Raw genomic sequence first — 25191 nt, 5'->3', positions numbered from 1 at the left:
GGCGTCATGGAATTCCGTTCCCGCACCCCGTTCGGCATGGCGTGGCGCAACATCGCACGGATCGTGAAGCCCGACGTCACGATCACGACGGCGCCCGCCGGTCTCACCTTCGACCAGGACGTCGAGGTCCCGGTCCGCGACGGCACGGTGCTGCGGGTCGACGTCCAGCGGCCGGCCCGCCCCGGCCGCTATCCGGTCCTGCTCAGCGCCCAGCCGTACGGCAAGGGCGACATGCCCGCCGCCGGCCGCGGCGGGCGCCGGAAGCCGGTGCAGTACTTCCTGGCCGCCAACGCGGCCCCGATCGTCCACTCGAGCCTGACGCCCTGGGAAGCCCCCGACCCGGCGTTCTGGGTGCCCCGCGGATACGTCGTTGTCACTGTCGACCTGCGCGGCTGGGGCAACTCCGACGGCTTCGGCGAGGTGCTGAGCCGGCAAGAGGGTCTCGACGTGCACGACGTCATCGAATGGGCGGCGGTCCAGCCTTGGGCGAACGGGAAAGTCGGCATGAGCGGCGTCTCCTACCTGGCGATCACCCAGTGGGCGGCCGCGGCGACCCGGCCACCGCACCTGGCGGCGATCTGCCCCTGGGAAGGCTTCACTGACGCGTACAGCGACTTCGCCTATCCCGGCGGGGTCCGCGAGGACGGCTTTATGGTGCTCTGGAGCGCCCTGCAGCGCCGCCAGAAACCGAAGTCGGTCTCGTTCCGGGCCGAGCAGAAGAAGCACCGGCTGCGCGACGAGTGGTGGGCCGCCCGCGCGGCCGACCTGGAGAAGATCGAGGTGCCCGCGCTGGTCTGCGCGAGCTTCACCGATCAGGGCCTGCACTCACGGGGATCGTTCGAGGGCTACCGCCGCATCGGCTCGGCGCGGAAGTGGCTGTACACCCACCGTGGCCCGAAATGGGCTACGTACTACAGCGCCGACGCGGTGCAGACCCAGGCGCGGTTCTTCGACCACTTCCTGCGGGGCGACGACACCGGTGTCACCGAGGAACCGGCCGTACGGATCGAGGTCCGCGCGAGCCGCACCGATGTCGTCCGCGTGATCAGAACCGATCAGTGGCCGCCGCGCGAGGTGGAGCCGGTCGAGTTGCATCTGGACGGCGACACCCTGGCGCCCGAGCGGCCGGTGCGTACGAGAGTGCTCCCGGTGCCGCGCGCGGGGCGGCAGTTCGCCTGGACCTTCGATCGTGACACCGATGTCATCGGCCCGATGCGCCTCCGGGTCCGGGTCAGCGCGGAAGGGCCCGACGTGCAGCTGATCGCCGCCGTCCGCAAGCTTCACCACGGACGCGAGGTGACCTTCGAGGGGGCGTACGGCTTCACCGGAGACGTGGTGACCCGCGGCTGGCTCCGGGCCTCGCACCGGGCCGTCGACGACCGGCGCTCGACCGAATGGGAGGCGTGGCATCCGCACGACCGGGCCGAGCCGCTCGCACCCGGGCAGACAGCCGACCTCGACCTCACCCTGCTGCCGTCGGCCACCCGCTTCGCCGCCGGCGACCAGCTGCTGCTGCACCTCAACGACCGTTGGCTCTTCCCCGGCAACCCGATCACCGGTCAATGGCCCGCGGTCTACGAGCGACCACGACGTCAGCGCTGGAACGTGCACACCGGCGGCGCCATGGCGTCGCTGACGATCCCTGTGTGGAATGGAGCGATGTGACATGAACGACGACAGAGTCACGGTGGTGACCGGAGCCGCCGGGGGCATCGGAGCCGCCGTCGTCGCGAGACTGCTGGCCGACGGCGACACGGTGATCGCCACCGACAACAACGCCGACGGTCTGTCGGCCCTGCGACGGGACCGGCCCGACGCCGGCCGCCTGCTGACCATCGTCGCGGACATCTCCCGCGAGGACGACTGCGACGCCGTCGCCCAACTGGCCCGCGACCGCGCCGACCGGCTCGACGTGCTCGTCAACTGCGCCGGCTACTTCCCGTTCCGGCCCTTCGAACAGATGACGCCGGGCGACTGGCGCCAGGTCATCGACATCAACCTGACCGGTACGTTCCTGATGACCCGGGCCGCGGTCCCGCTGATGAAGCAGCGCGGATGGGGCCGCATCATCTCGTTCGGCTCCGGCGGCTACTTCGTCGGTGTGCCGGCTCAGGCGCACTACATCGCGGCCAAGGCCGGCATCGTCGGGTTCTCCCGCTCGATCGCGCGCGAACTCGGCCAGCACGGCATCACCGTCAACGTGGTGACTCCCGGCGTCACCCTCACCCCGAACGCGAAGCAGACCGCGCCGCCGGCCCTGCTGGAGGCGCAACGGCGAGCGCGCGGCATCCACCGCGACGAGTACCCCGAGGACCTCGTTGGAACGGTGGCGTTCCTCGCCTCCCCGGACGCGGCCTTCATCACCGGTCAGACGATCAACGTCGACGGCGGCGCCAACGCCACCTGAGCCGGCCCGCTCGGCAATCAGGGCAGCCTGTCGACGGGCCGGACCAGGCCGTTATGAGGCGTGCTGAGAACCAGATCAGAGCGGATGACGGCCGTTTCCCGCGTGTCCGGAGCTGGTCAAACGAATATCACGCAACTGCTGACGCCGCGGCTGTTCGGCGTGAGTCTCCAGATCCGGGGGCTGATCGGCCTGGCGGTGGTGATCGCCTACCGCGACCATGCCCGCGCCGCGGGAACCGTGGCGGGCAAGACGACCCGGAACGTGCTGCCGCCGTGCCGGTTGCCGACCACGTCGATGGCGCCGTGGTGGCGTTCGACGATGCGGTGCACGATGGCCAGGCCGAGGCCGGTGCCGGTGTAGGTCTCGCTGCCGCTGGCGCGGGTGAACGCGGTGAAAACCTCGGCCCGCTGCTCGTCGGGGATCCCGATGCCGTGGTCGGACACCTCGATACGCCAGCGGCCCCGCTGCTCGTCGCCCTGCGCGGTGACCTCCACCTGGGGCGCCTGGCCGGCGCGGGTGTACTTGCAGGCGTTGCCGATCAGGTTGTCGAACACCTGGCGCAGCAGCGTGGGGTCGCCGGTCACGGTGGGCAGGGGGCCGACGACGACGGTTCCGTCGGTGGGTGCGATGACGCGTTCGGCGACGATGTCGGTGACTATTGCCTGCAGGTCGACGGGGACCGAGGTCAGGGGCCGGTTGTCGGCGGTCGCGTAGTCGAGCAGGTCGTCGAGCAGGGATTGCATGCGGGTGGCGCCGCCCCGCAGGCGTTCGAGGAAGCCGCGATGCTCGTCGTTCCAGGCCGGGGCGGCCTCCTCCCGCAGGAAGTCGGAGTAGGCGCTGATCCGGGCCAGCGGGCCGCGCAGGTCGTGGGCGACCACACCGGCGAAGCCGACCAGTTCCTGCTCGCGGCGGCGTAGTTGTTCCTCCACCCGGGTCCGGCGTGCGATGTCCTCCCGCAGCGCCGCGGTGGCCTCCTCGACACTGAGCATGAGCCGATCCCGTGACGTAGTGACGGTGGCGGCCAGGATCGCGAGCAGGAGCGTGAGGACCGCACCGGTCACCCAGGCGGCGGTCCGCATCTGTACCGCCGTCTCCGGCAGGAGCTTGTCGGTCGCGCTGACCCGCAGTTGCCACTGGCGTTGCGGTGCCTCGACCGTCGTCGTCCGGCTGGTCCGCTGCTCGACGGTCACGCCGGGCGGGGTCCAAGCGGCCAGGACGATCTGGCGCCCGTCGGCGGCGGTGTCGCGCAAGGTGACGGTGACGGTGTCGCGGGCGACCACGCCGATGCTCTGGCGCAGGAAGTCGCCGCCCCGTACGCCGAGAACGATCCAGCCCCGGAATTGTCCGACGTCGGGCGCCGCGCGGGAGGTGGCGTAGACCGGCGCGGCCAGGACGGTCGAGAGCTGTTGCTGGTCCGGTGGCAGATGCGCGTCCTTGAGGAACAGGTACGGCTGGCTCGCGGTGAGCTGACGGGTCTGCCGGGACAACTCCAGGGTGCGTACCGCGGCGGTGGCCGGTGCGAGGTCGCGGCCGACCGAGGGCGCGCTGCCGTCCAGGGGGTGCACGAAGACGGTGAACCAGTGCGAGGTCGCCCGTGGCGCCGGTTGCAGTGTCAGGCCGGCGGCGCCGCGGGCCCGCCATCGGGCCTGCACCTGCGGGATCTGCCCGGTGCCGGCGGCGACGATCAGCGAGACGCCGGTCGCGCCGGGCAGCCGGGAGCGGTCGACCGGCGCCACGATCGCGGCGAACTCGTCCGCGTCCAGTTCGGCCTGGGCACTGACCGCGGCGGTGACGTCCCGGAGAGCTTCGCCGTACCGGCGGATCTCGGCCGAGACCGTCTCGACCACGGTCTGTGTCCGTTCCGAGAGTGTCTGCGCGGCTCGGTTCTGGTCGCCGCGCCGCAGCGCCGCGACCGCCAGGACCGTACCCAGCAGGCCCAGGAGCACCACCGCCACCAGCACCAGCATCGACCGGCGGCGCACGGGTCGGCTGGACCCGGCTGACCTCGCTCGCTGCCGACCGGCCACGCCCCGACGCTACGCCCGGCCCGGGGGCGAGGGGCGGAACCGGTCGGATCGGACAGCAGGAACGCATGCTCGCTCTCAGCTGTGCGGGCCGTCTTGACAGCTTGACCCACGTGCCTATTCTACGTTGTAGACCTACAGCGTAGAACAGAGGGCCATGATGAACCCGGTTCGAAGGACGTCGATCGCGACGGGAGTCCTGTTTCTGCTCGCTACGGTGGCCGCGCTCGCCGCGGGCGCCGTCGTGCCCGTTCTCACGGGACCGGACGCGCCGACCGGCCTGGCCGGCCAACACGATCGGCTGGCCGCCGCCGCGCTTCTCTACCTGGTCGCAGCCGGCACCAGTGTCGGCATCGCGGTCGCGCTCTACCCGTTGCTGAAAACGCTTCACGCCGGCCTGGCACTCGGATCCGTGGTCTTCAGAACCATCGAGGCGGTGTTCTATGCCGTCGCGGTCGTGGCCCTGCTGTCCCTGCGGTCGATCGCCGAGCCGAGCGTCGCCGACTCGGTCATCAGCATGCGCGACAGTGCCTCGGTCGTCGGCGTCCTGGCCTTCTGCACGGGCGCTCTGATGTATTACGTCGTGTTCTACCGATCGCGACTCGTTCCCCGATGGTTGTCGGGATGGGGCATGGTCGGCGTGTTCCTGATGGCTGTCGCCTGTTTACTGGCATTGTTCAGCGGCAATCCCGTCACCGGGTACACCCTCCTGGCCCTGCCCATCGGCGTCCAGGAGATGGTCCTGGCCGTGTGGCTGCTGGCCAGGGGTTTCAGCCAGCAGCACATCGTCGCCGGCGCCGCGTCCGACTAGGGCGCATCTGACGGATCACCCAGGGCCGCGGCGTGGCCCAGAGCCCGCAGGCCGTCACCCTGCCATGCATAGGCCCCTGATCCGGTGGGCAGGGCGATCACGGCGGTGGCCACGGCCTCGGGGGTCGGTCCGCTCCTTCTTCCGTACGCCGCCATCGCCGTCGCCCCGACTCCCGTACCGGGCGTGATCGTCGGCAGCACCGTCGTCATCGTGATGCCGAGATCCTCCGCCGCGGCCGCCGCGTAGCCGGTGATCATCCGGATCGTGGCCTTCGCGCCCGCGTACCCGCCGCTGAGCGGAGAACCGCTGTGCAACTCGGCCGCACTGCCGAACACGATCACCCGGGAGCCGGGCGCCAACGGCAGCCGCATCGCCGCCCGCAACCAGACGAAGGCGATCCGGACGTCGGCGTTCCAGTTCGTCGAGAACGTCTCCCACGAGTGCTCGGTCAGCGGCCGCATCACCGGCACCGCGCCGGCCGTGACCACCAGCAGGCGGGGACGGTGCTCGGCCAGGACCTTGTCGGCGAACGCCTCGTCGGTGGCGTCACCCGCGACCGCACCCGACCGCGCCACCGTGGTGACCCGTGCGCCGGCCGCACGGGCCGCGTCGGCCACGGCACGTCCCAGGCCGCGGGTGCCACCGACCACCATCACGTTCTCGTCTTTCATCGGTTCCTCCTCAGCAGACGTTTCAGCTGAGGAGATCCCGGCCGGAGGCCAGAGTCACCGGCTGCCCGAACATCGGGAACAGTTCCGGCTGCAGGAAGATGTGGACGTGCCGGAACCCGCTCCGGTCCACGTCGAGGACCTGCAGCGCGTGCGCGTCGGGCCCGGCGTAGAGCGCGATCGTCGGCTGCCCGTTGGCCGGCGGTGTCACCGGGGCGACCGTGAACCGGCGCCGCAGCACGCGTGAGCCGAGGAAGCCGAGCACCGCTTCCCGCCCGGCGAACCAGGTGGCATGCGGCGGCATCTCCAGTGTCACGTCGTCGCGGAGGACGGCGGCGAGAGCCTTCACGTCGGCCTGCCGGAACGCCGCCTCGTACCGCAGAACCTGGCTCTTGATCTCGGTGCTCTCGGGGTCGCTCATGCTGGACCGGTCGGGCGTCTCCCGCGCGATCCGTTCCCGGGCCCGCAACAGGGCGCTGTTCACCGCGACCGTCGTCGTCCCGAGCGCCGCCGCCACCTCGTCGGCCGGCAGGTCGGCGACGTCGCGCAGGATCAGGGCCGCGCGCTGCCGGGCCGGCAGATGCTGCAACGCCGCGACGAAAGCCAGCCGTACGCTTTCCCGATCGCCGGCCACCTCCGCCGGGTCGACCGGTAGCGGACCCACCCACCGCGTCTCGGCCCCGGCCGGTCGGGCCGGCAGGTGCCAGTCCTGTTCCGGCTCGCCCAGCCCGGCGGGAAGCACCCGCCGCGCCCGCTGCTCGACGAACCGCAGGCAGACGTTCGTGGCGATGCGATACAGCCAGGTACGCACCGACGCACGACCCTCGAACCGATCGAACCCCCGCCACGCCCGCAGGAACGCCTCCTGCACGGCGTCCTCCGCGTCCGCCGCCGAGCCGAGCATCCGGTAGCAGTGCACCAGAATCTCCCGCCGCAGCGGCCCGGCGGCCTCCGTGAAACCCATGTCATCCACGTGCACACCTCCACCCGTACAGATCCGGGCCGCCGCCGGAAATCACCGGCCCTGTCTACATCACGGGCGGGAGGCGCCCCGGGCGGGAGGCGCCGCGGGCAGGGGGCGTCACGGGCAGGGGCGCCGCGGGCAGGGGGCGCCGGGCGGGAGGCGCCGCGGGCAGGGGGCGTCACGGGCGGGAGGCGTCACGGGCGGGAGGCGCTGGCTAAGCGAGGATCCGCTCGCCGATCCAGCCGCCCTCGGCGCAGCCCGGCGGGACGGCGAAGACGGCCGAGCCGATCGGGGTGATCCACTCGTTGAGGAGGTCTTTGTCGGCGAGGCGTTTCTGGATGGGTACGAACTGGCGGGCGATGTCGCGCTGGTAGGCGGCGAAGATCAGGCCGGCGTCGGGGATCCCGGCCGTGTCGGGCGCGCCGTCGTAGTTGTAGGGGCGGCGCAGGATCTTGAGGGACGGCTCGCTGACATGGGCCCGGGTGACGTGCGCGAAGTCGGGCATCGCGGGCAGGCCCGAGGCGTCGAGCCGGGTGAAGTCGGGCTCGTCGTGTTCGGCGGTGCCGCTGAGCGGGGCGCCGGTGTCCATCTTGCGGCCGACCGACAGCTCCTTGTCGGTGACCGAGAGCAGGTCCCACTTCTCGATTTCGGCGCGGATCCGGCGTAGCACGAGGGTGGTGGAATTGTCGGGGTTCCAGACCGCGTCGTCCATCACCGCGCCGCGCGGGTTGGCCGTGCCGTCGAGCTGGCCCATCACGTTGCGCTGGGTGTGCTCGGGCGCCTGCACGCCAGGACTGCGGCGGAACCCGGTCTGGACCCAGCGCACCGCCCCGAACGGGCGGGTGTCCTTGATGAGCATGCGCTGGGCGTGGGTCACGGTCAGCGGGTCGTCGGCACAGATCTGCAGCAGCAGGTCGCCGCCGGACCAGCGCCTCTCGAGCCGGTCGATGGCGAAGGCGGGCAGGTCGGCGACCGGTGACCTCGTTCCGGCCCGCCGGTAGAGGCCCGGCCCGAACCCGAAGGTGACGGTCAGCCGGGCCGGCAGCACCGCCAGCTGCGCGTCGGTGTCACCCAGGGCCGGCCGGCCCTGGGTGAGGCGGGCGGCGTCGTCGGTCAGCAGGCGCAGCATCCGTCCGAGGCCGCGCTTGTCCGTTCCGGCGGCCAGAGTGAAAGCGACGAACGCGGCGTGCGCGGGCGGATCCTGCGTGACGCCGGCCTGCCGGGAGCCGTGGAACGGCACCACCGCCTCGCCCGTACCCGGAGCGGCGGACGCGGGTGAACCCGGGACGAGGGAGGCCGCGAGGCCGGCGGCAGCGCCGCCGGCCAGCAACCCACGCCGGGTGGTCACGAGGGCGAGCCCGGCATCTTCATGCCCGGGTCGTAGCTCTCGCCCGCGCCCGCGAACGGCTTGGCGATGGCCTTGAAGTCCACCGTCTTGCCGCCGGCCAGTTTCAGGGTGAAGGTGACCTCGTCGCCGGCCTCGATCGCCGCGGCCGGCTTCATCAGCATCAGGTGGTCGCCGCCGGGGCCGAGCTCGTGGGTGCTCTTGGCCTTGATGACGAAGCCGCCCTCCTTGGGCCGCATGATCATCTTGCCGTCCTTCATGGTCATCTCGTGCAGTTCCATCGGGGACGCCGGTGACTCGGCGCCGGTCACTGTCACGTCGGCGTCGGTGTCGTTGACCAGCACGCCGAACGCGGCGGTCATCACGCCGGCGCCGGAGGCCTTCACCCAAGGGTCCTTCACGGTCAGGGCCTGGGCCGCGGCGGCCGCGGAGGGCGTGGTCGCGGGGGCGCCACTCGCGGCGTCCGTGGTGTCACCGGCGCAGCCGGTCAGGGCGAGGGTGGCGAACGTGGCGGTCAGGGCGATCGTCGCCAGCTTGCTTGTGCGCATGAAGTCCGTTCCTTTGTGAGGTCTGCGATTCGTTTGTCGCCGCCCGGTCCGGCGGAGTTCCCCGCCCCGGCGACATTTCCTCGACCGGTGTCGATCGGCGAGTCAGGCGTACGACCAGAAAGAAGCCGACGAGCAGCGACGTGTGAGTGCTGAGGCGGGCGAGACCGACCTGTCCGGCCAGCAGGTCGGTGACGGTGAGGACGGTGAGCATGGCGACGAACGCGGTGAGGACGGCCAGCACGGCCGGGGAGCAGCGGCCGGCCCGGGCCACGCCCAGCAGGGCCAGCCCCAGCGCGACGTTCCAGGCCGCCGACTCGTTGCGCACGTGTTCGCCGCTGACCGCGTCGAGCAGGTGCACCCCGGCGATCTGAGCGACGCCCAGCGCCAGCTGGGACACCGCCACCGCGGCCAGCGCCCGCCGGACGAGGTCGCGCCGGCGCGGCGCCCGCTCGTCGTCGCGGACCAGCCGCAGCCGGGGCCGCTGATCAGTGCTCATGCATCGGTAGTCGACGCCGCGGCCCGTTCGGTTCCCGCGGCGTCGCGCGGCCTGGCCTCGAGGCGGTCGGCCGCGCGGTCGAACCGGGCCTGCTCCCGTTCGTCGGCCCGGATCCACTGCCGGATCAGGAGCAGCACCACGATCGCGCCCGGGATCTCGCCGAACGCCCACGCCAGTCCGGCGCCGAGATGCTGATCGATGAGCAGGTCGGAGGCCCAGGCGGGGTGTACGGCCGGATACCAGTCGGCGCCGATCACGGTGGTCGACTGCAGCAGCACGAACCCGAAGAACGCGTGCGCCGCCATGGCCAGGAACTGCACACCCAGCAGCAGCGGTGACGGCAGCCGGCGGCGGCCGGGGTCGACGCCGATCAGCACCCAGAACAGCAGGTAGCCGGAGAGTACGAAGTGGACGAGCATGGCCAGGTGCCCGAGGTGGTAACGCATCAGCGTGCCGAGCAGGCCGCCGAAATACAGTCCGTACAGACTGACCACATAGATCCCCAGCGCGACCAGCGGATGGCTGAAGAACCGCAGCACCCGGCTGTGCACGACGATCAGCAGCCACTCGCGGGCGCCGCGCACCTGCGGGTCGGCCGGCCGTCGCAGGGCCCGCAGCGCGAGGGTGACCGGTGCGCCGCCGACCAGCAGGACCGGCACCGCCATGGACAACACCATGTGCTGCACCATGTGCACGCTGAACAGCATGTGCGCGTACTTGGCGACGCCCAGGCAGGTGATGGCGGCGAGCAGCGCCAGCCCGCCGGTCCAGGAGGCGGTCCGCCCGAGCGGCCAGTGGTGGCCCGCCCGGCGCAGCCGGCGCACGCCCACGAGGTAGAAGGCGATCCCGGCGACCGCCGCGGTCAGGAAGAACAGGTCCGGTAGCGGGCTGCCCAGCATCGTCGCGGCGCTGGGCGGACCGGGCGGGGTGAAGCCGAGCAGTTCCACCAGCGGATCCGGGCGGGTGAGCGGGTCGTCCTTCGGCGTGGGGGTACGTGACAACGCGACGGCCAGCCCGACGGTGGCGCCCAGCACGACGAGCTCGCCCGCGGCCAGGCGCAGGAAGGCGTGCGGCGCCCCGCCGCGGACGGCGGGGAGGGTGCGGCCGCGATGAGCCGCCCCGATCACGCCGACGATCAGGAGCGCGAAGACCTTCAGGATGACGAGTACGCCGTACCGCGACGTCACCAGGGCCGGCCACGAACCGAGCCGGACCGCCGCGTTGACGACCCCGCTGAACCCGGCGACCACGAAACAGGCCAGCGCGAGGCGGCTGTACCGGGCCGCCGTGTCCGCGAAACGGCGATGCCCGCGTACCGCCAGCAGACCACCGAGACCACCCACCCACAGCGACGCCGACAACACGTGCAGGGCCAGGCTGGTGACCGCGAGCTGATGGTCGCCGGCCGAGGCGGCATGGCCGGTGAAGGCGGGCGGCAGCACCGCCGCCCCGGCGACGACCGCGGCCGCCGCGGCCACCGCACGAGAGACCCCGGCCCGCGACAGCACGGCCACCAGCAGCGCGAACCCGGCCTGCACGACAAACGCCTGCCCCTGCCCGATGGAGGTCGCGAAGCTGACCACCGAGGCCTCGCTGAGCCGTGCCACCGGGACGCCCAGCACGTCCGAGACGGTGAGCGCCACCGAGGCCAGGGCGGCCGCCGCCCACAGCAGCGCCGCCCAGGTGGCCCGGCGCAACAGCCGCCAGCCGTGCGCGGCGACGCTCGGACCGTCGCCCGGCAGCAGGAACGCCGCCGTCACGGTCAGGCCGACGACCAGCACCCCGGCCGCGTTGGCCAGCGTGGTGACCGCCGGCAAGGCCCACTCGGTGACCGGTCCCGGGTTGGGGATGCCCGGCAGCACGGTGTCGTCGACCGCGCCGCCGGCCACCAGGGCGGCGGCGAGCACCGCGGACGACGTACCCGTCACCACCGCGACCAGCGACGGTGTTCTCCATTCAGCGCGCACCACCAACTGTCGTCCGGGGTGGGCGAAAAGTTCCCGGCGTGATCCACGCCTCCGCCGCGACGGGCAGGTGGGGCGGCGCTCGGAGCCTTGAAGGTACGCCGCCCCACTCACCACCAAACGTCGTCCGGAGGCGGCGGAAAGTTCCCGCCGGGTCCGGTCCGGCGCCCGATCACCGCGAAGCGGGCGGATGCCCGGCTCCCGGGAACTTTCGTGGCGCGGCGGCCGACTAAGACCGGAGACCTCCGGAGCGAAGGGCGGGACATGACAGTGGAGCGGACCGATCGGCGAGCGGTGGCCGGCGTCGGACGAGTGATGCTGGGGCTGGCCGTGGCCGGCGCCGTGCTGCTGCCGGGCACGCCCGCGCTCGCGCACAACGCGCTGGTCTCGTCCACACCGGCCGGTGACGCCACGCTGACGGTCGCGCCGGCCTCGGTCAGCCTGGTCTTCACCGAGCGGCTCAACCCCGACTTCACCACGGTGGCGGTCAGCGACGCGGCCCGGGCGCGGGTCGCCACGGGTACGCCGGTGATCGACGGTGCCACCGGCGTCGTCCCGGTGACCCAGCCGCTGGCCAACGGCAGTTACACGGTCGCGTACCGGGTCGTCTCGGTCGACGGGCACAGCGTGCAGGGCTCGTACCGCTTCACCCTGGCCGACCCGGCCCTGCCGCCGGCCGCCGCGCCCGCCGTGTCCGGCCCGGCCGCGGCCGCCCCGCCCGCGTCGTCGTCCGGCCTTCCGGTCCCGGTGCTGATCGGCCTGGTCGCCGCCGCGCTGCTGCTCATCGCGGTCGCCGCGGTCGTCTACCGGCGCGGTCGTCGCCGCGCCGGAGCCGAGGCGTAGCACCGGAAAATCGTTGCGGCCGCTCGACGCGCAGCGGCCCGGTCAGGAGATGTTCGACGATGTCCGGTTCGACGATGCCCGACCTGTCGGCCTACCGCCGGGCCGGCCGCCTGAGCCGCCGGCCCGCTGGCCCCGGGCCGCGGGTCAGCCCGCTGCCTCCTGCTTGTCCACCATCTTCACCTCGCCCGCCGCGACTGTTTTCGCCTCGCCCGCCGCGAGTGTCTCGGCCTCGGCCGGTGCGGGGGAGACGGCTGGCGTGGGGGAGACCGCCTTCATCCCGGCCGGTGCGGGGGAGACCGGGATGGCCGCGCCGCGGCGTCGGCCGCGGACCGCGCTGACGATCAGGTCGAAGGCCAGGAACGCGACCAGCGGCAGGCCGAACATCGGCAGGAAGTAGCCGATCGCCAGCACGACCGGGACGCCGGCGACGATGGCCCAGGTGGGCAGCTGCTGCCAGGCGCCGGGGCCGACGGGCGGGGCGCCGACGAGGGCGCGGGTGCCGTCGCGGGTGGGGCGGCGCTGCCACCACATGCGGTAGCCCCAGACGATGACCGTGATCAGGCCGATCGCCAGTGCGGCCAGCAGGAGCTGGTTGGGCAGGCCGAACAGGTCGCCCATGTGGGCGTAGATGCCGATCTGGGTCAGCTTGGCCATGACCGGCCAGTCGGCGTAGTCGATGCGGTCGGTGACCTGGCCGGTGGCGCCGTCGACGGCGATGCCGTCGCGGTGCATGGGCCACCGGGCGCCCATCTCGGTGATGTTCCAGGCGGTGTGGTTGTCGGCCGGGACGGTGATGGCGGGGCTGCCGGTGATGCCGTTGGCCTCGGCGACCTGCCAGACCTTGTCGATCTGGGTCAGGTCGGCGGGAGTGTCGGCGGCGGCGGGTGCGGCACCGCCGCCGTGGTGGCCGCCGCCGGCCGGAGCCGGGGTCACGGCGGCGAGTTCGGTGTCGACGGCGGGGCGGCTGCCGTGCAGGGCGTCGACGGCGTTGCCGAAGTTCTCGCCGGCATAGTTGGACCAGGTCAGGCCGGTGGCCGACAGAAACAGCAGACCGATGGAGAGCCAGAGGCCGGTGGAGGCGTGCCAGCTGCGGGTTCGGCGTACCCCTCGCTTGGCCTTGAGATCGGGGCGCAGCATCCGTTTGCCGCGCTGGCGGCGGAACCACAGGATGACGCCGCCCAGGGCGACGACCCACAGCCAGCTGGCGGCGAACTCGGAGTAGAAGAAGCCGGCGGTGCCGAGGTTGAGGTTGGTGTGCAGGTCGTCGAACCAGGTACGCAGCGGCGATTCGCCGTACCAGGTGGTGAGTTGCCCGGTGACCTGGCCGGTGTATTCGTTGACGAACACGGTGTGGGCGTGTTCGGAGTCGAGCTCGGGCGAGGTGAAGTCGATCTGGGTGGTGGCCTCGCCGCGGCCGGGGCGGATGGCCGTGACACTGCCCTCGGGATGTTTTGCCCGGGCCGCGGCGAGCTGCGCGGACAGCGGCTTGACGGCGTCGCCGGGAGAGGAGACGACGTACTCGTCGGCGTAGTAGGCGCGTTCCATCTGCGGGGTGAACGCGTACGCGATCCCGGTCAGCGCGGCGACCAGCAGGAACGGAGCGACCAGGACACCGGCGTAGAAGTGCAGCCGCAGCAGCAAGGGGCCGAAGCCGGTGGCGGACATAGGGTCTCCTCGATCCGGTGCTGAGGCGGCGTGATCGGTTTATCGGTCGGCGCCCGCGCCGGATTAGTTCCCGGAGACACTCGAAAAGTTCAGGGGCGCTCACCGAAGCCGCGCCGGTAGTGGTCGGGGCTGATGCGCAGGCGGCGCCGGAAGTGGGCGCGCAGCGCGGTGATCGAGCCGTGCCCGCTGCGCGCGGCCACGGTGGCCACCGGGAGGTCGGTGGTCTCGAGCAGGCGGCGGGCCAGGTGCAGGCGTTGCTCCTGGAGCCAGCCGAGCGGGCTGGTGCCGGTCTGCTCGCGGAAGCGGCGGGTCAGGGTGCGGGTGCTGAGCCGGGCGTGGCGGGCGATGTCGGTGAGGGTCACGGGGTCGGCGGCGTGCTCGGCCAGCCAGGCCAGGGTCGGGGCGAGGGATCCGCTGGTGCCGGCCGGGGCGTGCTCGATGAACTGGGCCTGGTCGCCGTCGCGGCTGGGGGCCATCACGACGACGCGGGCGGTGCGGGCGGCGACGGCGGCGCCGAGGTCGCGGCGGACCAGGTGCAGGCACAGGTCGAGGCCGGCGGCGACACCGGCCGAGGTGAACACCCGGCCGTCGCCGAGGTAGAGCGACGCCGCGTCGACCTCGACCCGAGGGTGGCGGCCGGCCAGTTCGGCGGCGGCGGCCCAGTGGGTGGTGGCCCGGCGGCCGTCGAGCAGGCCGGCCTGGGCCAGGACGAACGCCCCGGTGCAGATCGAGACGGTACGGGCGCCACGGGCGGCCGCGGCCCGGAGCAGGGCCAGCACCGGTTCGGGGGCCCGCCGGGGCACGGCCACGCCGGGAACCACGATCGTGTCGGCGTCGGCCGCCGCCTCCAGCTCGTACGGGGCCTGGATCCGGTAGTAGCCGGTGCCCGACGCGCTGGCCCGGACCGTGTCCCGGACCCCGCAGACCCGCACCTCGTAGGGTGGGCGGCCGTCGGCCCGCCGGGTGCTGCCGAAGACCTGGCAGGGGATGGCCAGGTCGAACCCGACGACGCCGTCGAGGGCGAGGACAGCGACGGTGTGGACGTCACGGGACAAGGCCGGTCCTCAGCGGTCGCGTGGTGATGCGCGGGAACCCGTCGTCGGCCTGGTCGACGGTCGCGGCCACGCCGAACACCTCGCGGATGAGCCCGGGGGTCAGCACTGTGGACGGCGCGCCGGCGGCGACGACCCGCCCCCGGTCGAGCACGATCGCGGTGCCGGCGTAGCGGGCGGCCAGGTCGAGGCCGTGCAGGGCCGCGACCACAGTCACCCCGAGACCCCGGACGAGCTCCAGGATCTCCAGCTGGTGGCGTACATCGAGATGGTTGGTCGGCTCGTCCAGCACGAGCATCCGGGGCTGCTGGGCCAGCGCGCGGGCCAGCAGCACTCGTTGCCGTTCACCGCCGGACAGCTCACCGACGCGGCGCCCGGCGAAATCGGTCAGGCCGGTGGCGTCGAGCGCCCGTTCCACCACGTCGTGGTCGGTGCGGGTGAGCCGGTCCAGGTTCTTCAGATGCGGGGTACGCCCCATGGTGACGGTTTCGGTGACGGTGAACTCGAAGCCGGCGTGGCTCTCCTGGGTCAGCACGCCGGTGGTGCGGGCCGACCACGCCGCCGGCCTGGTCCAGATGTCACTGCCGTCGACCAGTACCCGCCCCGCGTCCGGCCGGCGCGCCCGGTAGACCGTGCGCAGCAGCGTCGACTTCCCGCTGCCGTTGGGGCCGAGCAACGCCGTGAACCCGCCCTCGGGCACGGTCAGCGACACGTCGTCGAGCACCCGGGCCCGGCCCAGCGTGACCGACACCCCCTCCACCCGCAGCATCACGGCGCCCCGTCCGCGGCCAGCCCCCGGGCGTGCATGACCAGCAGGAAGAACGGCACCCCGAGGAATGCGGTGAGGATGCCGATCGGCAGTTCGGCCGGTGAGATCAGCGTCCGGGCGGCCACGTCCGACCAGAGCAGGAACAACGCGCCCAGCCCGGCGGTGACGGGCAGCATCCGGCGGTGGTCGGCGCCGACCAGCATCCGGGCCAGATGGGCCACGATCAGCCCGACGAACCCGATGCCGCCGGACACCGCCACCACCGTGCCGACCAGCAGGGTCGTCACGAGGAGCAGTTCGAGGCGCAACCGGCTGGCGTCGACGCCCAGCGCGGCCGCCGCCTCGTCGCCCAGCACCAGCACGTTGAGCCGCCGCGCCCGGACCGTCAGCAGCACCAGTCCGCCGGCCACGACCGCCGCCGGGACCGCGAGCACGTTCCAGCCCGCCCCGGACAGGGCACCGAGCAGCCAGAAGACGATCTGCTGCTGGGCCGCGCTGTTCTGGGTGCTGACCAGCAGGAACGACGTGACGCCGCCGAGCAGTTGCCCGCAGGTCACCCCGACCAGGATCAGCCGCAGAGGCAGCAGCCGGCCCCGGTGCCGGGCCAGCAGCAGCACCACGGCCATCGCCCCGGCGGCCCCGGCGAACGCCGCCACCGGCAGCGTCAGCGCGCCGAGCACGCTCACCCCGGTGGTGATCACCGCGACGGCGCCGACCGACGCGCCCGAGGACAGGCCCAGCAGGTACGGGTCGGCGACCGGATTGCGGACCACGCTCTGCACCACCGCGCCGGCCAGCGCCAGCCCGGCCCCGGCGACCGCGCCGAGCAGCACCCGTGGGAACCGCAGCCGCCACACGATCAGGTCCGCGTTCGCCGTCGTGTCGCCACCACCGGCGAGGTGGTGCACCAGGATCCGCCCCACCTCGCCGGCCGGCACCCGCACCGGCCCGACACCGGTCGCGACCACCACCGACAGCAGCACGGCCACACCCAGCAGACCCACGATCAGCGGGTACGGGACGACGGCGGCCCGGACACGGCCGCGGGCGCTCGGGACGGCGACGCTCACGGGCGCAACCCGGCCGCGACCTGCTCGAGCGCGTCGACGTTGAGCGGGCTGGGGAACTGGGTCAGGAACTGCGACACCGACAGCACCCGGCCGTCGCGGACCGCGGACGTGTGGGCCAGCAACGGGTTGGCCCGGATGGAGTCGACCAGCGCCCGCCCTTTCAGCTTGACGAAGCTGTAGTCGGTGACCACGACGATGACCTGCGGGTCGCGTTCGACGATCTGCTCCGGCGACACCTGCACGCGGGTGCCGGTGACGTCGGCGAAGACGTTCACGCCGCCGGCCGCGGTGACCACGCCGCTCGGGATGGTCGACGGGCTCGAGGTCGGCACCGGCTGCCCGGCCACCGGGTTGTCCGGCAGGATCAGCACCGTCGGCTTCGGCCCGGCCGGGGCCGTCACCGCCCGCTCGCGGGCCTGGAGCTCGGCGACGAGCTGCTCGGCGCGCTGCTCGACCCGGAACACCCGGCCGATCCTGAGCAGGAAGTCGTACGCGGGTCGCAGGCTGGTCAGCGGCCCGTCCGGGACGCAGGCGGCCAGCCCCTTGGCGTTCATCGTGGCCAGATCGGACTCCTTCGGGCTGCCCGGCGCCCCGCCGAAGGTCTCGGCCGAGGTGATCACCAGATCGGGTCGTTGCGCGGCGACCAGCTCGGTCGCCGGGATCGAGCCGGCCGTCAGCACCGGCAGCCGGGCCAGTTCGGCCCGGATCGGGCCCTTCTCGACCGAGAACGGCGCGGTGAACCCGACCGCGGTGATCCGGTCGCCGAGCCCGAGGCGGACCATCGACTGGGCGGCGTATCCGTCGAGGACGACGACCCGTTCCGGCGCCTCGGGGAACATCACGTCCCGGCCCGCGCAGTCGGCCACGGCCATGCCGGCCTCGGGCGCGGCCGGTGCGCCGGTGCCGCAGCCGGCCAGCGCCAGCACCAGCACAGCGGCGGTGAGAGCGCGCCTCACGACCGCCACACCTCGCCCCGGCGCTCGTATTCCAGGCCGTCCGCGACCCGGGTCGCGACCTCGGCGCCGTGGAAGCGTTCCAGCAGCCACAGGGCCAGGTCGAAGCCGGAGGTGATGCCGCCGGCGGTGACCAGGTCGCCGTCGTCGACCACGCGAGCGTCGACCGGTTTCCCGCCGGCCTCGGACAACCGGCCGGCCAGCCGGTGGTGGGTGGTGCACGGGCGCCCGGTCAGCAGCCCGGCCGCGCCCAGCAGCAGAGCCCCGGTGCAGACCGAGGCCAGGATCAGGCCCGGGCGTACGGCCGCCCGCAACGCGTCGGGCAGGCGGCCGGTGCCCAACTCGGCGGCCACCCCGGCCGCCCGCCCGGCGCCGGCGCCGCCTCCGGGCACGAGCAGGACGTCGGCGTCCACCGGGGACCACGGCTGGACCGGCCCGAGGCGCAGCCCGTGTGCGGTATCGACCTGCGGTGTGCCGCTCGCGGACACCAGCCGCACGCCGACGTCCACACCGGCCCGCCGGGCCATCGACCACGTCTCGTACGGGGCGATCACATCCAGGTCGTCCACTCCGTCGAACACCACCACGTCTATCCGCACGCAAACCTCCTCGGCTGACACCGGACATCAGTCCACCGGCTCGCGTCGGTCGCGGGGGAGTGGTCCGCGGGCCAACCTGCGCCCGCTTCGCGCCACGCCGCCGGGCGCACCGCACCTCGTACATCAGTCGCCGGCGCGGCCCCTCGGGTTCCCCGCACCTCTCATCCGGCCGCGCGGTCCTGCCCGAGGGCGGCGATCAGGTCCTCGCGGGCGCGGGCCACCCGGGAGCGGATGGTGCCGACCGGGCAGCCGCAGACCTCGGCCGCCTCCGCGTAAGACAGGCCGAGCACCTGGGTGACGACGAACGCCTCGCGCCGGTCCGGCGGCAGCCGGTCGAGCAGGTCGACCAGCGCGTGATGGTCGTCGAAACGGATCCGGGCGTGCCGTCCGGCCGACTCGGCCACGGCCACCCAGTCGGGCACGGCGGCTTGCGGCGGCCGGCGGTAGAGGTGGCGCAGATGGTCGGCCACGGTACGCCGGGCGATGGCGAACAGCCACGTCCGGACCGACGACCGCCCGGCGAAGGCCGGCAACGCCCGCATCGCCCGCAGAAAGGTCTCCTGCGTCAGATCCTCGGCGTCGTCGAGGCCGTTGAGCGACACCACGAACCGGTGGACCTGCCGCTGGGTGGCCCGGATCAGGCCGGTCACGGCATCGTGGTCGCCGCGTCCGGCGGCGAACGCCAGCGCGAGCAGGTCCGAGTCGTCCATCGGGGGTGCCACGCCCAGTGGTCGCCCCGGAAGCCGGGAAAGTTCCAGGGAGGCCGTTTCGGGTCGCGGCAATTCACGGGAACCATCGAGAGGGAGGCGGCGACTATCTCTGATGTCGGCCGCCTGATTTTCCCCTGAGTGGACGCACGCCGGCGCGCGCCCCGGAATCCTCCGGCGTGGACCTACGGCAGAACTGCGAGTCCTCCGATGGCACGAACCGGTAGACCGGTGATGCGCTGGCCAAGGCCGGCATCAACAGCTTCGTGACGCCGTCCAACTGCGCGAACGGCGCGGTCTCGCCGCGGCCCGGGGACGTGACGACGTACGCCAACCGGTCGGTCGAGTCGTCGTTCGACCTGCTGACCCAGCTCGGGGTGATCTTCGACGTCCAGGGCCGGGCGGCGCAGATCGTGCGCGAGGCACGCGCCTCGCTGGCCGCCTTCCCGCCGCCGCCCGGCGAACGCAAGCGGGTGCTGGTCGCGTACCCGGGCATGTCGATGGCGATGGGGCTCACGGTGCCGGCGGTGTTCGGTGGCGGGATCTTCGACGACATCGTCAACCGGGCCGGCGGCGTCAACGCGTTCGGCGGACTCAGCGACCAGCAACTCGGCGCGATCAACGTCGAGGCCCTCGCCGCCGCCGACGTCGACGTCCTGGTGGTCGGGCTGTACCAGCCGGACGACAACGCCGACAAGTACGCCGCGAAGTTGTTCGCGCAGTTCCCGCGATGGCCGGCGTCGAGGACCAAGACGTACACCTCGGTCTCCGACAGCTTCTACCTCGGGCCGTTGAACGCGGTCGCGGTCAAGCGGATCAGCGATGTCGTCCGCGCCGCCGGCTGAGCGGACCCGGCCGTCCGGCGGCCCGCACCTCGTACCCGACAGTGCCTTTCCGCTGTTGATCGTTCTCCTGGCCGGCGCCCTCGGGCTGGCCGCGGCGGTCGCGATCGCCGTCGGAACGGTCCCGGTGCCGCTCGGTGACGTGGTCGCGGTGACGTGGGCCCATCTCACGCCCGGGGACACCGAGCGCAGCCTGCTCTACGACCAGATCGTGTGGGACTTCCGCACGCCGCGGGTGCTGCTGGCCGGAGTGGCCGGCGCGGGCCTGAGCATCGCCGGGGTCTGCCTTCAGGCGTTGGTACGCAACCCGCTCGCCGATCCCTATCTGCTCGGCATCTCCTCGGGCGCCTCGGTCGGCGCCGTCCTCGCGCTGACCTTCGCGCCCGCCGTGATCGCCGGCCTGGGCGTGGCCGGCGCGGCGTTCACCGGGGCGCTGGCCAGCGTGGCGCTGGTCGTGAGCCTGGCGCAGCGGGCCGGCCGGGTCGCGCCCGGCCGGCTGATCCTGGCCGGTGTGGCGATCAGCTACCTGGGCTCGGCCGTCACCAGCTACATCCAGCTGCAGGCCAGCCCGACCGACCTGCGGGCCATCATGTTCTGGCTGCTCGGCTCGGTGGCCACGGCGTCCTGGGGCGACCTGCCGGCGCCGGCCTTCGCCCTGACCTGCGGCCTGTTCTGGCTGCTGTCCGACGGGCGCCGGCTGAACGCGCTGACGATGGGCGAGACGTCGGCGGCCGGGCTCGGCATCGACGTCAACCGGCTGCGGCTCGGGCTGCTCGCCGCCGCCTCGCTGCTGACCGCGACGATCGTCAGCGTGGCCGGGGGCATCGGCTTCGTCGGGCTGCTCGTGCCGCATGCGGTCCGCCTGCTCGTCGGGCCCGACCACCGGCGCTTGGTGCCGGTGTCGCTGCTGGTCGGTGCCGTGTTCCTGATCCTGGTCGACCTGCTCTCGCGCACGCTGGACCGGCCCAACGAGCTGCCGATCGGTATCTTCACCGCGGCCCTGGGCGCGCCCTTCTTCCTGTGGCTGCTGCGCCGCCGGTCCGGTGCGGTCCAATGAGGGTCATCGCGACCGGTGTCTCGGTGAGCATCGACGGCACGCCGATCCTCGACGATGTCTCATTCGACGCCGCCACCGGCCGGGTCACCGGGCTGGTCGGGCCGAACGGGTCGGGCAAGAGCACCCTGCTGCGCTGCCTGTACCGGATCATCCGCCCGCGGCAGGGCGCGGTGCTCATCGGCGGCGACGACGTCTGGCGGGTCCCCGCGCGCCGGGCCGGGCAGCTACGGGCCGTGGTGGCGCAGGACCAGGAGCTGGACAACGACTACAGCGTCCGCGACATCGTCAGCATGGGCCGGATCCCGCACCAGCGGCTGCTCGTGCGCGAGAGCGCGGCCGACCGCGCCATTGTGGACGGGGCGCTGGAGCGGGCCGGCATCGCGTGGGCCGAGCACCGGCGGTTCGCCACGCTGTCCGGCGGCGAACGCCAGCGGGTCCTGCTCGCCCGCGCGCTGGCCCAGGACGCGCCCGTCCTGCTGCTCGACGAACCCACCAACCACCTCGACATCGGCGCGCAGCTCGAACTGCTGGACCTGATCCGCGAGCTCCGGCTCACCACCGTGGCCGCCCTGCACGACCTCGACCACGCGGTGGCCTACTGCGACGCCGTGGTGCTGCTGGAGCACGGGCGGGTCGTCGCGGCCGGCCGGCCCGTCGCCGTACTCACGCCCGAACGCCTGGCCGAGGTCTTCGGCGTACGCGCGGCCGTCCTCACCCATCCCCTCACCGGCCGTCCGCACTTCGCGTTCGCGACGGCCGCGGCCCGGCCCGGTCCCGAAAGGACGACCAACGTGAGCACTCACGACACCTTCGACGAGCCCGTCCCCGACGCCCGGCTCACCGCACCGCTCGACCCGCCCGCGACCGGCGCCATCACCGTCGCGTTCCTCCTCTCGTCCCAGGCCGAGCTGGTCGACTTCGCCGGCCCCTGGGGCGTGTTCGAGTACGCCCAGCTCGACGACCGGCCCCACCCGTTCACGCTCTACACGGTGGCGGCGACGACCGATCCCGTCCGCGTCTCCGGCGGCATGGTCCTCGTACCCGGACACGATTTCGAAAGCGCACCCGCACCGGACATCGTGGTCGTCCCGGCCGTCGACATGGAGAAGATCGCCCCCGAGGCTCTGGACTGGTTGCGGCGCGTCCACCACGACGCCGCCGTCACCATGTCGGTCTGCAACGGGTCCTTCGTGCTCGGGCGGGCCGGCCTGCTCGACGGCCGGACCGCGACGGCCCACCACGCCGCCTACAAGGCGCTCGGGGCACTGTTTCCCGAGGTCGAGGTCGTCCGCGGGGTGCGCTTCGTCGAGGACGGCCCGATCGCCACCGCCGGCGGGCTCACCTCCGGCACCGACCTGGCCCTGCGGATCGTCGAACGCTACTTCGGCCGGGCCGTCGCCCAGCGGACCGCCACCTACCTCGAATACCAGGGCACTGGCTGGACGCATCCCGGCAGCAACGCGGAGTTCGCCTCGATGAGCTCACCGGAACAGCCCGCGTGCCCGGTCTGCGACATGCCGACCACCTCGTCCTTCTGCGGCGACTGGTGCCGGGAGCAGTACCAGGCCGCGCCGGAACGGTTCAGCGGCGCGGCCCGGCCATAATGGACTCTCCGCGTTCGTCGGAGGGACACACATGCGCCTACGTGTACAGGGCCGGACCGGAGTCGGTGCGCCGGCGGTCGTGCTCGCCGTCCTCATGACGGTCGGCGGTGCCCAGGCCGTGGCCCGGGTGGTGCCCACCTCATCCTCCGGCCCTCCCGTGGTTCTGCCGACGGTCGGCTGCGCGACCCTCGCCGGCCAGGATCTGTCGGGTACGCCCGGCGCCCCGGCGGTCATCGGGTCCGCGACCGAGGCGACCTCGCCCGACGGCTCGGCGGCGTGCGAGGTCAAGGGAACCGTGGCGCCGCAGATCCAGTTCGACGTGTTCCTCCCCACGAAGACGTGGCGGCAGCGCTATCTGCAGCTCGGGTGCGCGTCGCTGTGCGGGAACATCGACTTCTTCGCCGACGCGGCCGACGGATGCGTGCCGCTCACCCGCGGCGACTTCGCCCTGGCCACCACCAACCAGGGCCACGCCGGCGTCTCCGGCTTCGACGCCACCTTCGGCGCCGACCCGCAGCTCCGGGCCGACTTCGGCTATCGGGCCGACCACGTCGTCGCGCTCGTCGCCAAGCGGCTCATCGCCCTCTACTACGGGCAGGGCCCGCGCTACTCCTACTTCGACGGTTGCTCGCAGGGCGGCCACCAGGGCCTGACCGAGGCGCAGCGCTACCCGCACGACTTCGACGGCATCGTCGCCGGCGCCCCCGCGTCGCTGCTCACGTCGCTCATCGTGTGGTCCACGGGCTGGCACGCCACCGCCAACACCGACGCGCTGGGCCGGCCCATCCTGACCGCCGCCGAACTTCCCGCCCTGCACGCCGCCGTCCTGCGCGAGTGCGACGCACGGGACGGCCTGGCCGACGGCCAGATCGACGACCCTCGCGCCTGCGAGTTCGATCCGCGGAGCCTGCGCTGCGCGGCCGGGAGCGACAGCGCCGGCTGTCTCACCGACGCGCAGATCGACGCCGTACGCAAGCTGTACGACGGACCACGCGACGAGCGCGGCCGGCGGATGTACCCCGGTGGTGAGCCCGTGGGTTCGGAAGCGAACTGGGCTCGCTGGGTCACCCCGACCGCCGCCGGTGCCCCAGCCGTGGCCGAGGGCAACGCCACGAACGCGCTGAAGTACCTCGCCTACCCGTCCGCCCGGCCGTCGGCGACCCTGCGCGACCTGCTCTACGACTCGGCGACGTTCCGTGAGATCTACCAGCGGGCCGGCATCTACGACGCGAGCGACCCCGACCTGACGGCCTTCCGCGCCGCCGGCGGAAAGCTCATCCTCTGGCACGGCTGGGCCGACCCGGCGATCTCTCCGTACGGGACGATCGCGTACTACCACGCCCTCACCGAGCGCATCGGCGGCAGAGAAGCCACACAACAATTCGCCCGCCTGTTCATGCTGCCCGGTGTCGCCCACTGCGGTGCCGGGCAGGGGCCGGACGCGATCGACGCGCTCACCCCCGTTCTCGCCTGGGTCGAGCACGGTGTGGCCCCCGACCGGCTCGTCGCCACGAAACGCCAGGACGATGATGTGGTACGCACGCGGCCGGTCTATCCCTATCCGGCCGTCGCACGCTACGACGGGAGCGGCAGCACCGACGACGCCGCCAACTTCGCCCCCGCGGCTCCGCCCACGCGCTACTCCGACGACATCGCCTGGCTCGGGTCGTTCCGCTCCGGCTACGAGCAGACCTGCGGCTGGCACAACGGCCACTGGTCCTGCACCCCGGCCCGAAAGCCGGGCTCGAGCCGGTAGGTGTCGCGCCGGTGCTCGCCCCGCCGGGCAAACCCCACACCAACCCCGACGCGACGGTGACTCAGCTCCCGACGGGCACCGGGATCAGCTGGGCGGTGACCTAGGTAGGTGTTCGTCGCGGGTCGGCGGTAGAGGTCAGGATCATCGTGGAAGCCTCACTGGCGGGCGTCCAGGTCGGTGGTTGGTTGATCTGGGGCCGGCGGTTCCGCGGAAGGCGCGCGGCTGCTGGCCAGCACCTTTTGGAGGGCGCCGGCCACGTCAATGGTGCTCGCCACCAGGTCTATGTGGTCTTCGTGGGCCTGTCGGAGGGCGGCGAGGAGGTTCCGGCTCGTTTTCGATCACCTCCTTCAAGGATTCGTAGGCGTGGCGGCGGTGGGATCGCACGGTGCTCGGCTGGATGCCCAGGATGCCGGCGATGCCGGCGTCGTCGAAGCCGTCCAGTTCCAGGGCTATGACGGTGCGCTGCTTGTCCGGCAGGTGCTTCAGCCAGCGCACCAGGCGGTCGCGGCTGTCGATGTCGTCGTGTGGGTGGTCGTTGCGTTCGTGGCCCCAGCCACCCCTGACCGCCCGGGGCAGTTCCTCGCGTTGTCGGCGGCAGGTGCGTAAGGCCACGCGATAGGCGGCCGTGCGTATCCAGGAGGCCGGGTGTTCGATGCTTGTCCAGGCGGAGTAGGCCGACGTCATGGCTTCGGACGCGGCGTCTTCGGAGTCAAGGGCGGAGAATCCAGCCGCGCGGAGGAATGCCACCACCCGCGGAAAATCGTCATGAAAGTACTTTTCGAAGGCGGGCTCGACCGTGGGCCCGGATCGGCGGGAGGTCAACGCACTCGGATCCTTCCTGGCCGCTCGACGGATCTCAGGCGTGCGTCGTTGGACGCCGAAGTCCCATCAGCGGTCGTGCCGGTGCATAGCAGGAACGGTGGAGCCACTGCGGAGGTCCGGGTGGACGGCGCTGTCCCCTAAAGGTTCCGCGGCGGCGATAGTGCTTCGGCTCTTCAGTGCATGTTGCGAGGCCGAGTGTGCAACGAATATGTGAGTCGGGACGTG

At 72.6% G+C, this 25191-nt stretch carries 23 protein-coding genes; 8 read left to right on the top strand and 15 right to left on the bottom strand.

Translation table 11 applies throughout. The features are described 5' to 3' along the window. Positions 1–6 precede the first annotated feature (6 nt). Together ACGFIO_RS28880 and ACGFIO_RS28875 are read left to right on the top strand one after the other, a co-directional pair. Positions 7–1665, top strand: coding sequence for a CocE/NonD family hydrolase (locus ACGFIO_RS28880; protein WP_392830387.1), 1659 nt, complete (start codon positions 7–9; stop codon positions 1663–1665). A 1-nt stretch (position 1666) separates the two neighbouring features. Further along, positions 1667–2407 carry an SDR family NAD(P)-dependent oxidoreductase gene (locus tag ACGFIO_RS28875; RefSeq protein WP_392830385.1) on the top strand — a complete coding sequence of 247 codons (741 nt, stop codon included), beginning with the start codon at positions 1667–1669 and terminating at the stop codon, positions 2405–2407. 206 nt (positions 2408–2613) lie between these two features. Here the strand turns inward: ACGFIO_RS28875 and ACGFIO_RS28870 are convergent, their stop codons facing one another. Beyond that, positions 2614–4389 carry an ATP-binding protein gene (locus ACGFIO_RS28870; protein WP_392830383.1) on the bottom strand — a complete coding sequence of 592 codons (1776 nt, stop codon included), beginning with the start codon at positions 4387–4389 and terminating at the stop codon, positions 2614–2616. A 199-nt stretch (positions 4390–4588) separates the two neighbouring features. Here ACGFIO_RS28870 and ACGFIO_RS28865 point away from each other — a divergent pair, with 199 nt between their 5' ends. Continuing rightward, entirely contained in the window at positions 4589–5242 is a 654-nt protein-coding gene (locus tag ACGFIO_RS28865) for a DUF4386 domain-containing protein (RefSeq protein ID WP_392830382.1), read from the top strand. Here the strand turns inward: ACGFIO_RS28865 and ACGFIO_RS28860 are convergent. The 6 genes from ACGFIO_RS28860 to ACGFIO_RS28835 form a co-directional block, all read right to left on the bottom strand. Further along, complete coding sequence (locus ACGFIO_RS28860; RefSeq protein ID WP_392830380.1) at positions 5239–5913, bottom strand: SDR family oxidoreductase; 675 nt, start codon at positions 5911–5913, stop codon at positions 5239–5241. The genes ACGFIO_RS28865 and ACGFIO_RS28860 overlap by 4 nt on opposite strands. A gap of 22 nt (positions 5914–5935) precedes the next feature. Then, complete coding sequence (locus ACGFIO_RS28855) at positions 5936–6874, bottom strand: RNA polymerase subunit sigma-70 (RefSeq protein WP_392830506.1); 939 nt, start codon at positions 6872–6874, stop codon at positions 5936–5938. Between the two features lie 214 nt (positions 6875–7088). After that, the gene (locus ACGFIO_RS28850; protein WP_392830378.1) at positions 7089–8222 is read right to left on the bottom strand and encodes a Dyp-type peroxidase; all 1134 of its coding nucleotides are present in this window, start codon (positions 8220–8222) and stop codon (positions 7089–7091) included. Next, positions 8219–8767: a copper chaperone PCu(A)C gene (locus ACGFIO_RS28845; protein ID WP_392830376.1), complete on the bottom strand. Its 549-nt coding sequence runs from the start codon at positions 8765–8767 to the stop codon at positions 8219–8221. The genes ACGFIO_RS28850 and ACGFIO_RS28845 overlap by 4 nt, the downstream gene beginning before the upstream one ends. Further along, positions 8691–9263 (bottom strand): hypothetical protein, encoded by a 573-nt coding sequence (locus ACGFIO_RS28840; protein ID WP_392830375.1) that lies wholly within the window; start codon positions 9261–9263, stop codon positions 8691–8693. The genes ACGFIO_RS28845 and ACGFIO_RS28840 overlap by 77 nt, the downstream gene beginning before the upstream one ends. Beyond that, on the bottom strand, positions 9260–11233 hold the full coding sequence (locus ACGFIO_RS28835) for a cytochrome c oxidase assembly protein (RefSeq protein WP_392830374.1): 1974 nt from the start codon (positions 11231–11233) through the stop codon (positions 9260–9262). The genes ACGFIO_RS28840 and ACGFIO_RS28835 overlap by 4 nt, the downstream gene beginning before the upstream one ends. Positions 11234–11491: 258 nt before the next feature. Here ACGFIO_RS28835 and ACGFIO_RS28830 point away from each other — a divergent pair, with 258 nt between their 5' ends. Further along, entirely contained in the window at positions 11492–12070 is a 579-nt protein-coding gene (locus ACGFIO_RS28830; protein ID WP_392830373.1) for a copper resistance protein CopC, read from the top strand. Positions 12071–12214: 144 nt separating this feature from the next. Here the strand turns inward: ACGFIO_RS28830 and ACGFIO_RS28825 are convergent, their stop codons facing one another. The 7 genes from ACGFIO_RS28825 to ACGFIO_RS28795 all read right to left on the bottom strand — a co-directional run bounded on the left by ACGFIO_RS28825 (position 12215) and on the right by ACGFIO_RS28795 (position 18888). Next, positions 12215–13735: a PepSY-associated TM helix domain-containing protein gene (locus ACGFIO_RS28825; RefSeq protein ID WP_392830371.1), complete on the bottom strand. Its 1521-nt coding sequence runs from the start codon at positions 13733–13735 to the stop codon at positions 12215–12217. A gap of 89 nt (positions 13736–13824) precedes the next feature. Beyond that, positions 13825–14790, bottom strand: a complete 966-nt coding sequence (locus tag ACGFIO_RS28820; protein WP_392830370.1) for a GlxA family transcriptional regulator — start codon at positions 14788–14790, stop codon at positions 13825–13827. Then, positions 14780–15556, bottom strand: coding sequence for an ABC transporter ATP-binding protein (locus ACGFIO_RS28815; RefSeq protein ID WP_392830369.1), 777 nt, complete (start codon positions 15554–15556; stop codon positions 14780–14782). Before ACGFIO_RS28815 ends, ACGFIO_RS28820 begins: the two co-directional genes overlap by 11 nt. After that, entirely contained in the window at positions 15556–16626 is a 1071-nt protein-coding gene (locus ACGFIO_RS28810) for a FecCD family ABC transporter permease (RefSeq protein WP_392830368.1), read from the bottom strand. Before ACGFIO_RS28810 ends, ACGFIO_RS28815 begins: the two co-directional genes overlap by 1 nt. After that, positions 16623–17582, bottom strand: coding sequence for an ABC transporter substrate-binding protein (locus ACGFIO_RS28805; RefSeq protein ID WP_392830366.1), 960 nt, complete (start codon positions 17580–17582; stop codon positions 16623–16625). Before ACGFIO_RS28805 ends, ACGFIO_RS28810 begins: the two co-directional genes overlap by 4 nt. Next, the gene (locus tag ACGFIO_RS28800; RefSeq protein WP_392830365.1) at positions 17579–18178 is read right to left on the bottom strand and encodes a DJ-1/PfpI family protein; all 600 of its coding nucleotides are present in this window, start codon (positions 18176–18178) and stop codon (positions 17579–17581) included. The genes ACGFIO_RS28805 and ACGFIO_RS28800 overlap by 4 nt, the downstream gene beginning before the upstream one ends. 161 nt (positions 18179–18339) lie before the next feature. After that, a complete protein-coding gene (locus tag ACGFIO_RS28795) occupies positions 18340–18888 on the bottom strand; it encodes a sigma-70 family RNA polymerase sigma factor (RefSeq protein WP_392830364.1) in 549 nt (182 codons plus the stop codon). Between the two features lie 263 nt (positions 18889–19151). Between ACGFIO_RS28795 and ACGFIO_RS28790 the strand changes: the two genes are divergently transcribed. From ACGFIO_RS28790 to ACGFIO_RS28775, 4 genes are read left to right on the top strand one after another with little or no spacing between them, the layout of a single operon-like run. Then, positions 19152–19730 (top strand): ABC transporter substrate-binding protein, encoded by a 579-nt coding sequence (locus ACGFIO_RS28790; RefSeq protein WP_392830362.1) that lies wholly within the window; start codon positions 19152–19154, stop codon positions 19728–19730. Then, on the top strand, positions 19708–20784 hold the full coding sequence (locus tag ACGFIO_RS28785; protein ID WP_392830361.1) for a FecCD family ABC transporter permease: 1077 nt from the start codon (positions 19708–19710) through the stop codon (positions 20782–20784). Before ACGFIO_RS28790 ends, ACGFIO_RS28785 begins: the two co-directional genes overlap by 23 nt. Next, positions 20781–22388 (top strand): ATP-binding cassette domain-containing protein, encoded by a 1608-nt coding sequence (locus ACGFIO_RS28780; RefSeq protein WP_392830360.1) that lies wholly within the window; start codon positions 20781–20783, stop codon positions 22386–22388. The genes ACGFIO_RS28785 and ACGFIO_RS28780 overlap by 4 nt, the downstream gene beginning before the upstream one ends. A 31-nt stretch (positions 22389–22419) precedes the next feature. Next, positions 22420–24144: a tannase/feruloyl esterase family alpha/beta hydrolase gene (locus tag ACGFIO_RS28775; protein ID WP_392830358.1), complete on the top strand. Its 1725-nt coding sequence runs from the start codon at positions 22420–22422 to the stop codon at positions 24142–24144. A gap of 258 nt (positions 24145–24402) precedes the next feature. On the opposite strand, the gene ACGFIO_RS28770 is transcribed toward ACGFIO_RS28775, so the two are convergent. Further along, positions 24403–24966: an RNA polymerase sigma factor gene (locus tag ACGFIO_RS28770; RefSeq protein WP_392830357.1), complete on the bottom strand. Its 564-nt coding sequence runs from the start codon at positions 24964–24966 to the stop codon at positions 24403–24405. Positions 24967–25191: the final 225 nt, after the last annotated feature.

It is taken from the genome of Actinoplanes sp. NPDC049265 (assembly GCF_043197135.1).
Lineage (GTDB): Bacteria > Actinomycetota > Actinomycetes > Mycobacteriales > Micromonosporaceae > Actinoplanes.
Note: the sequence above shows the minus strand (reverse complement) of the source record. Positions and strands in the feature narration are given on the sequence as shown.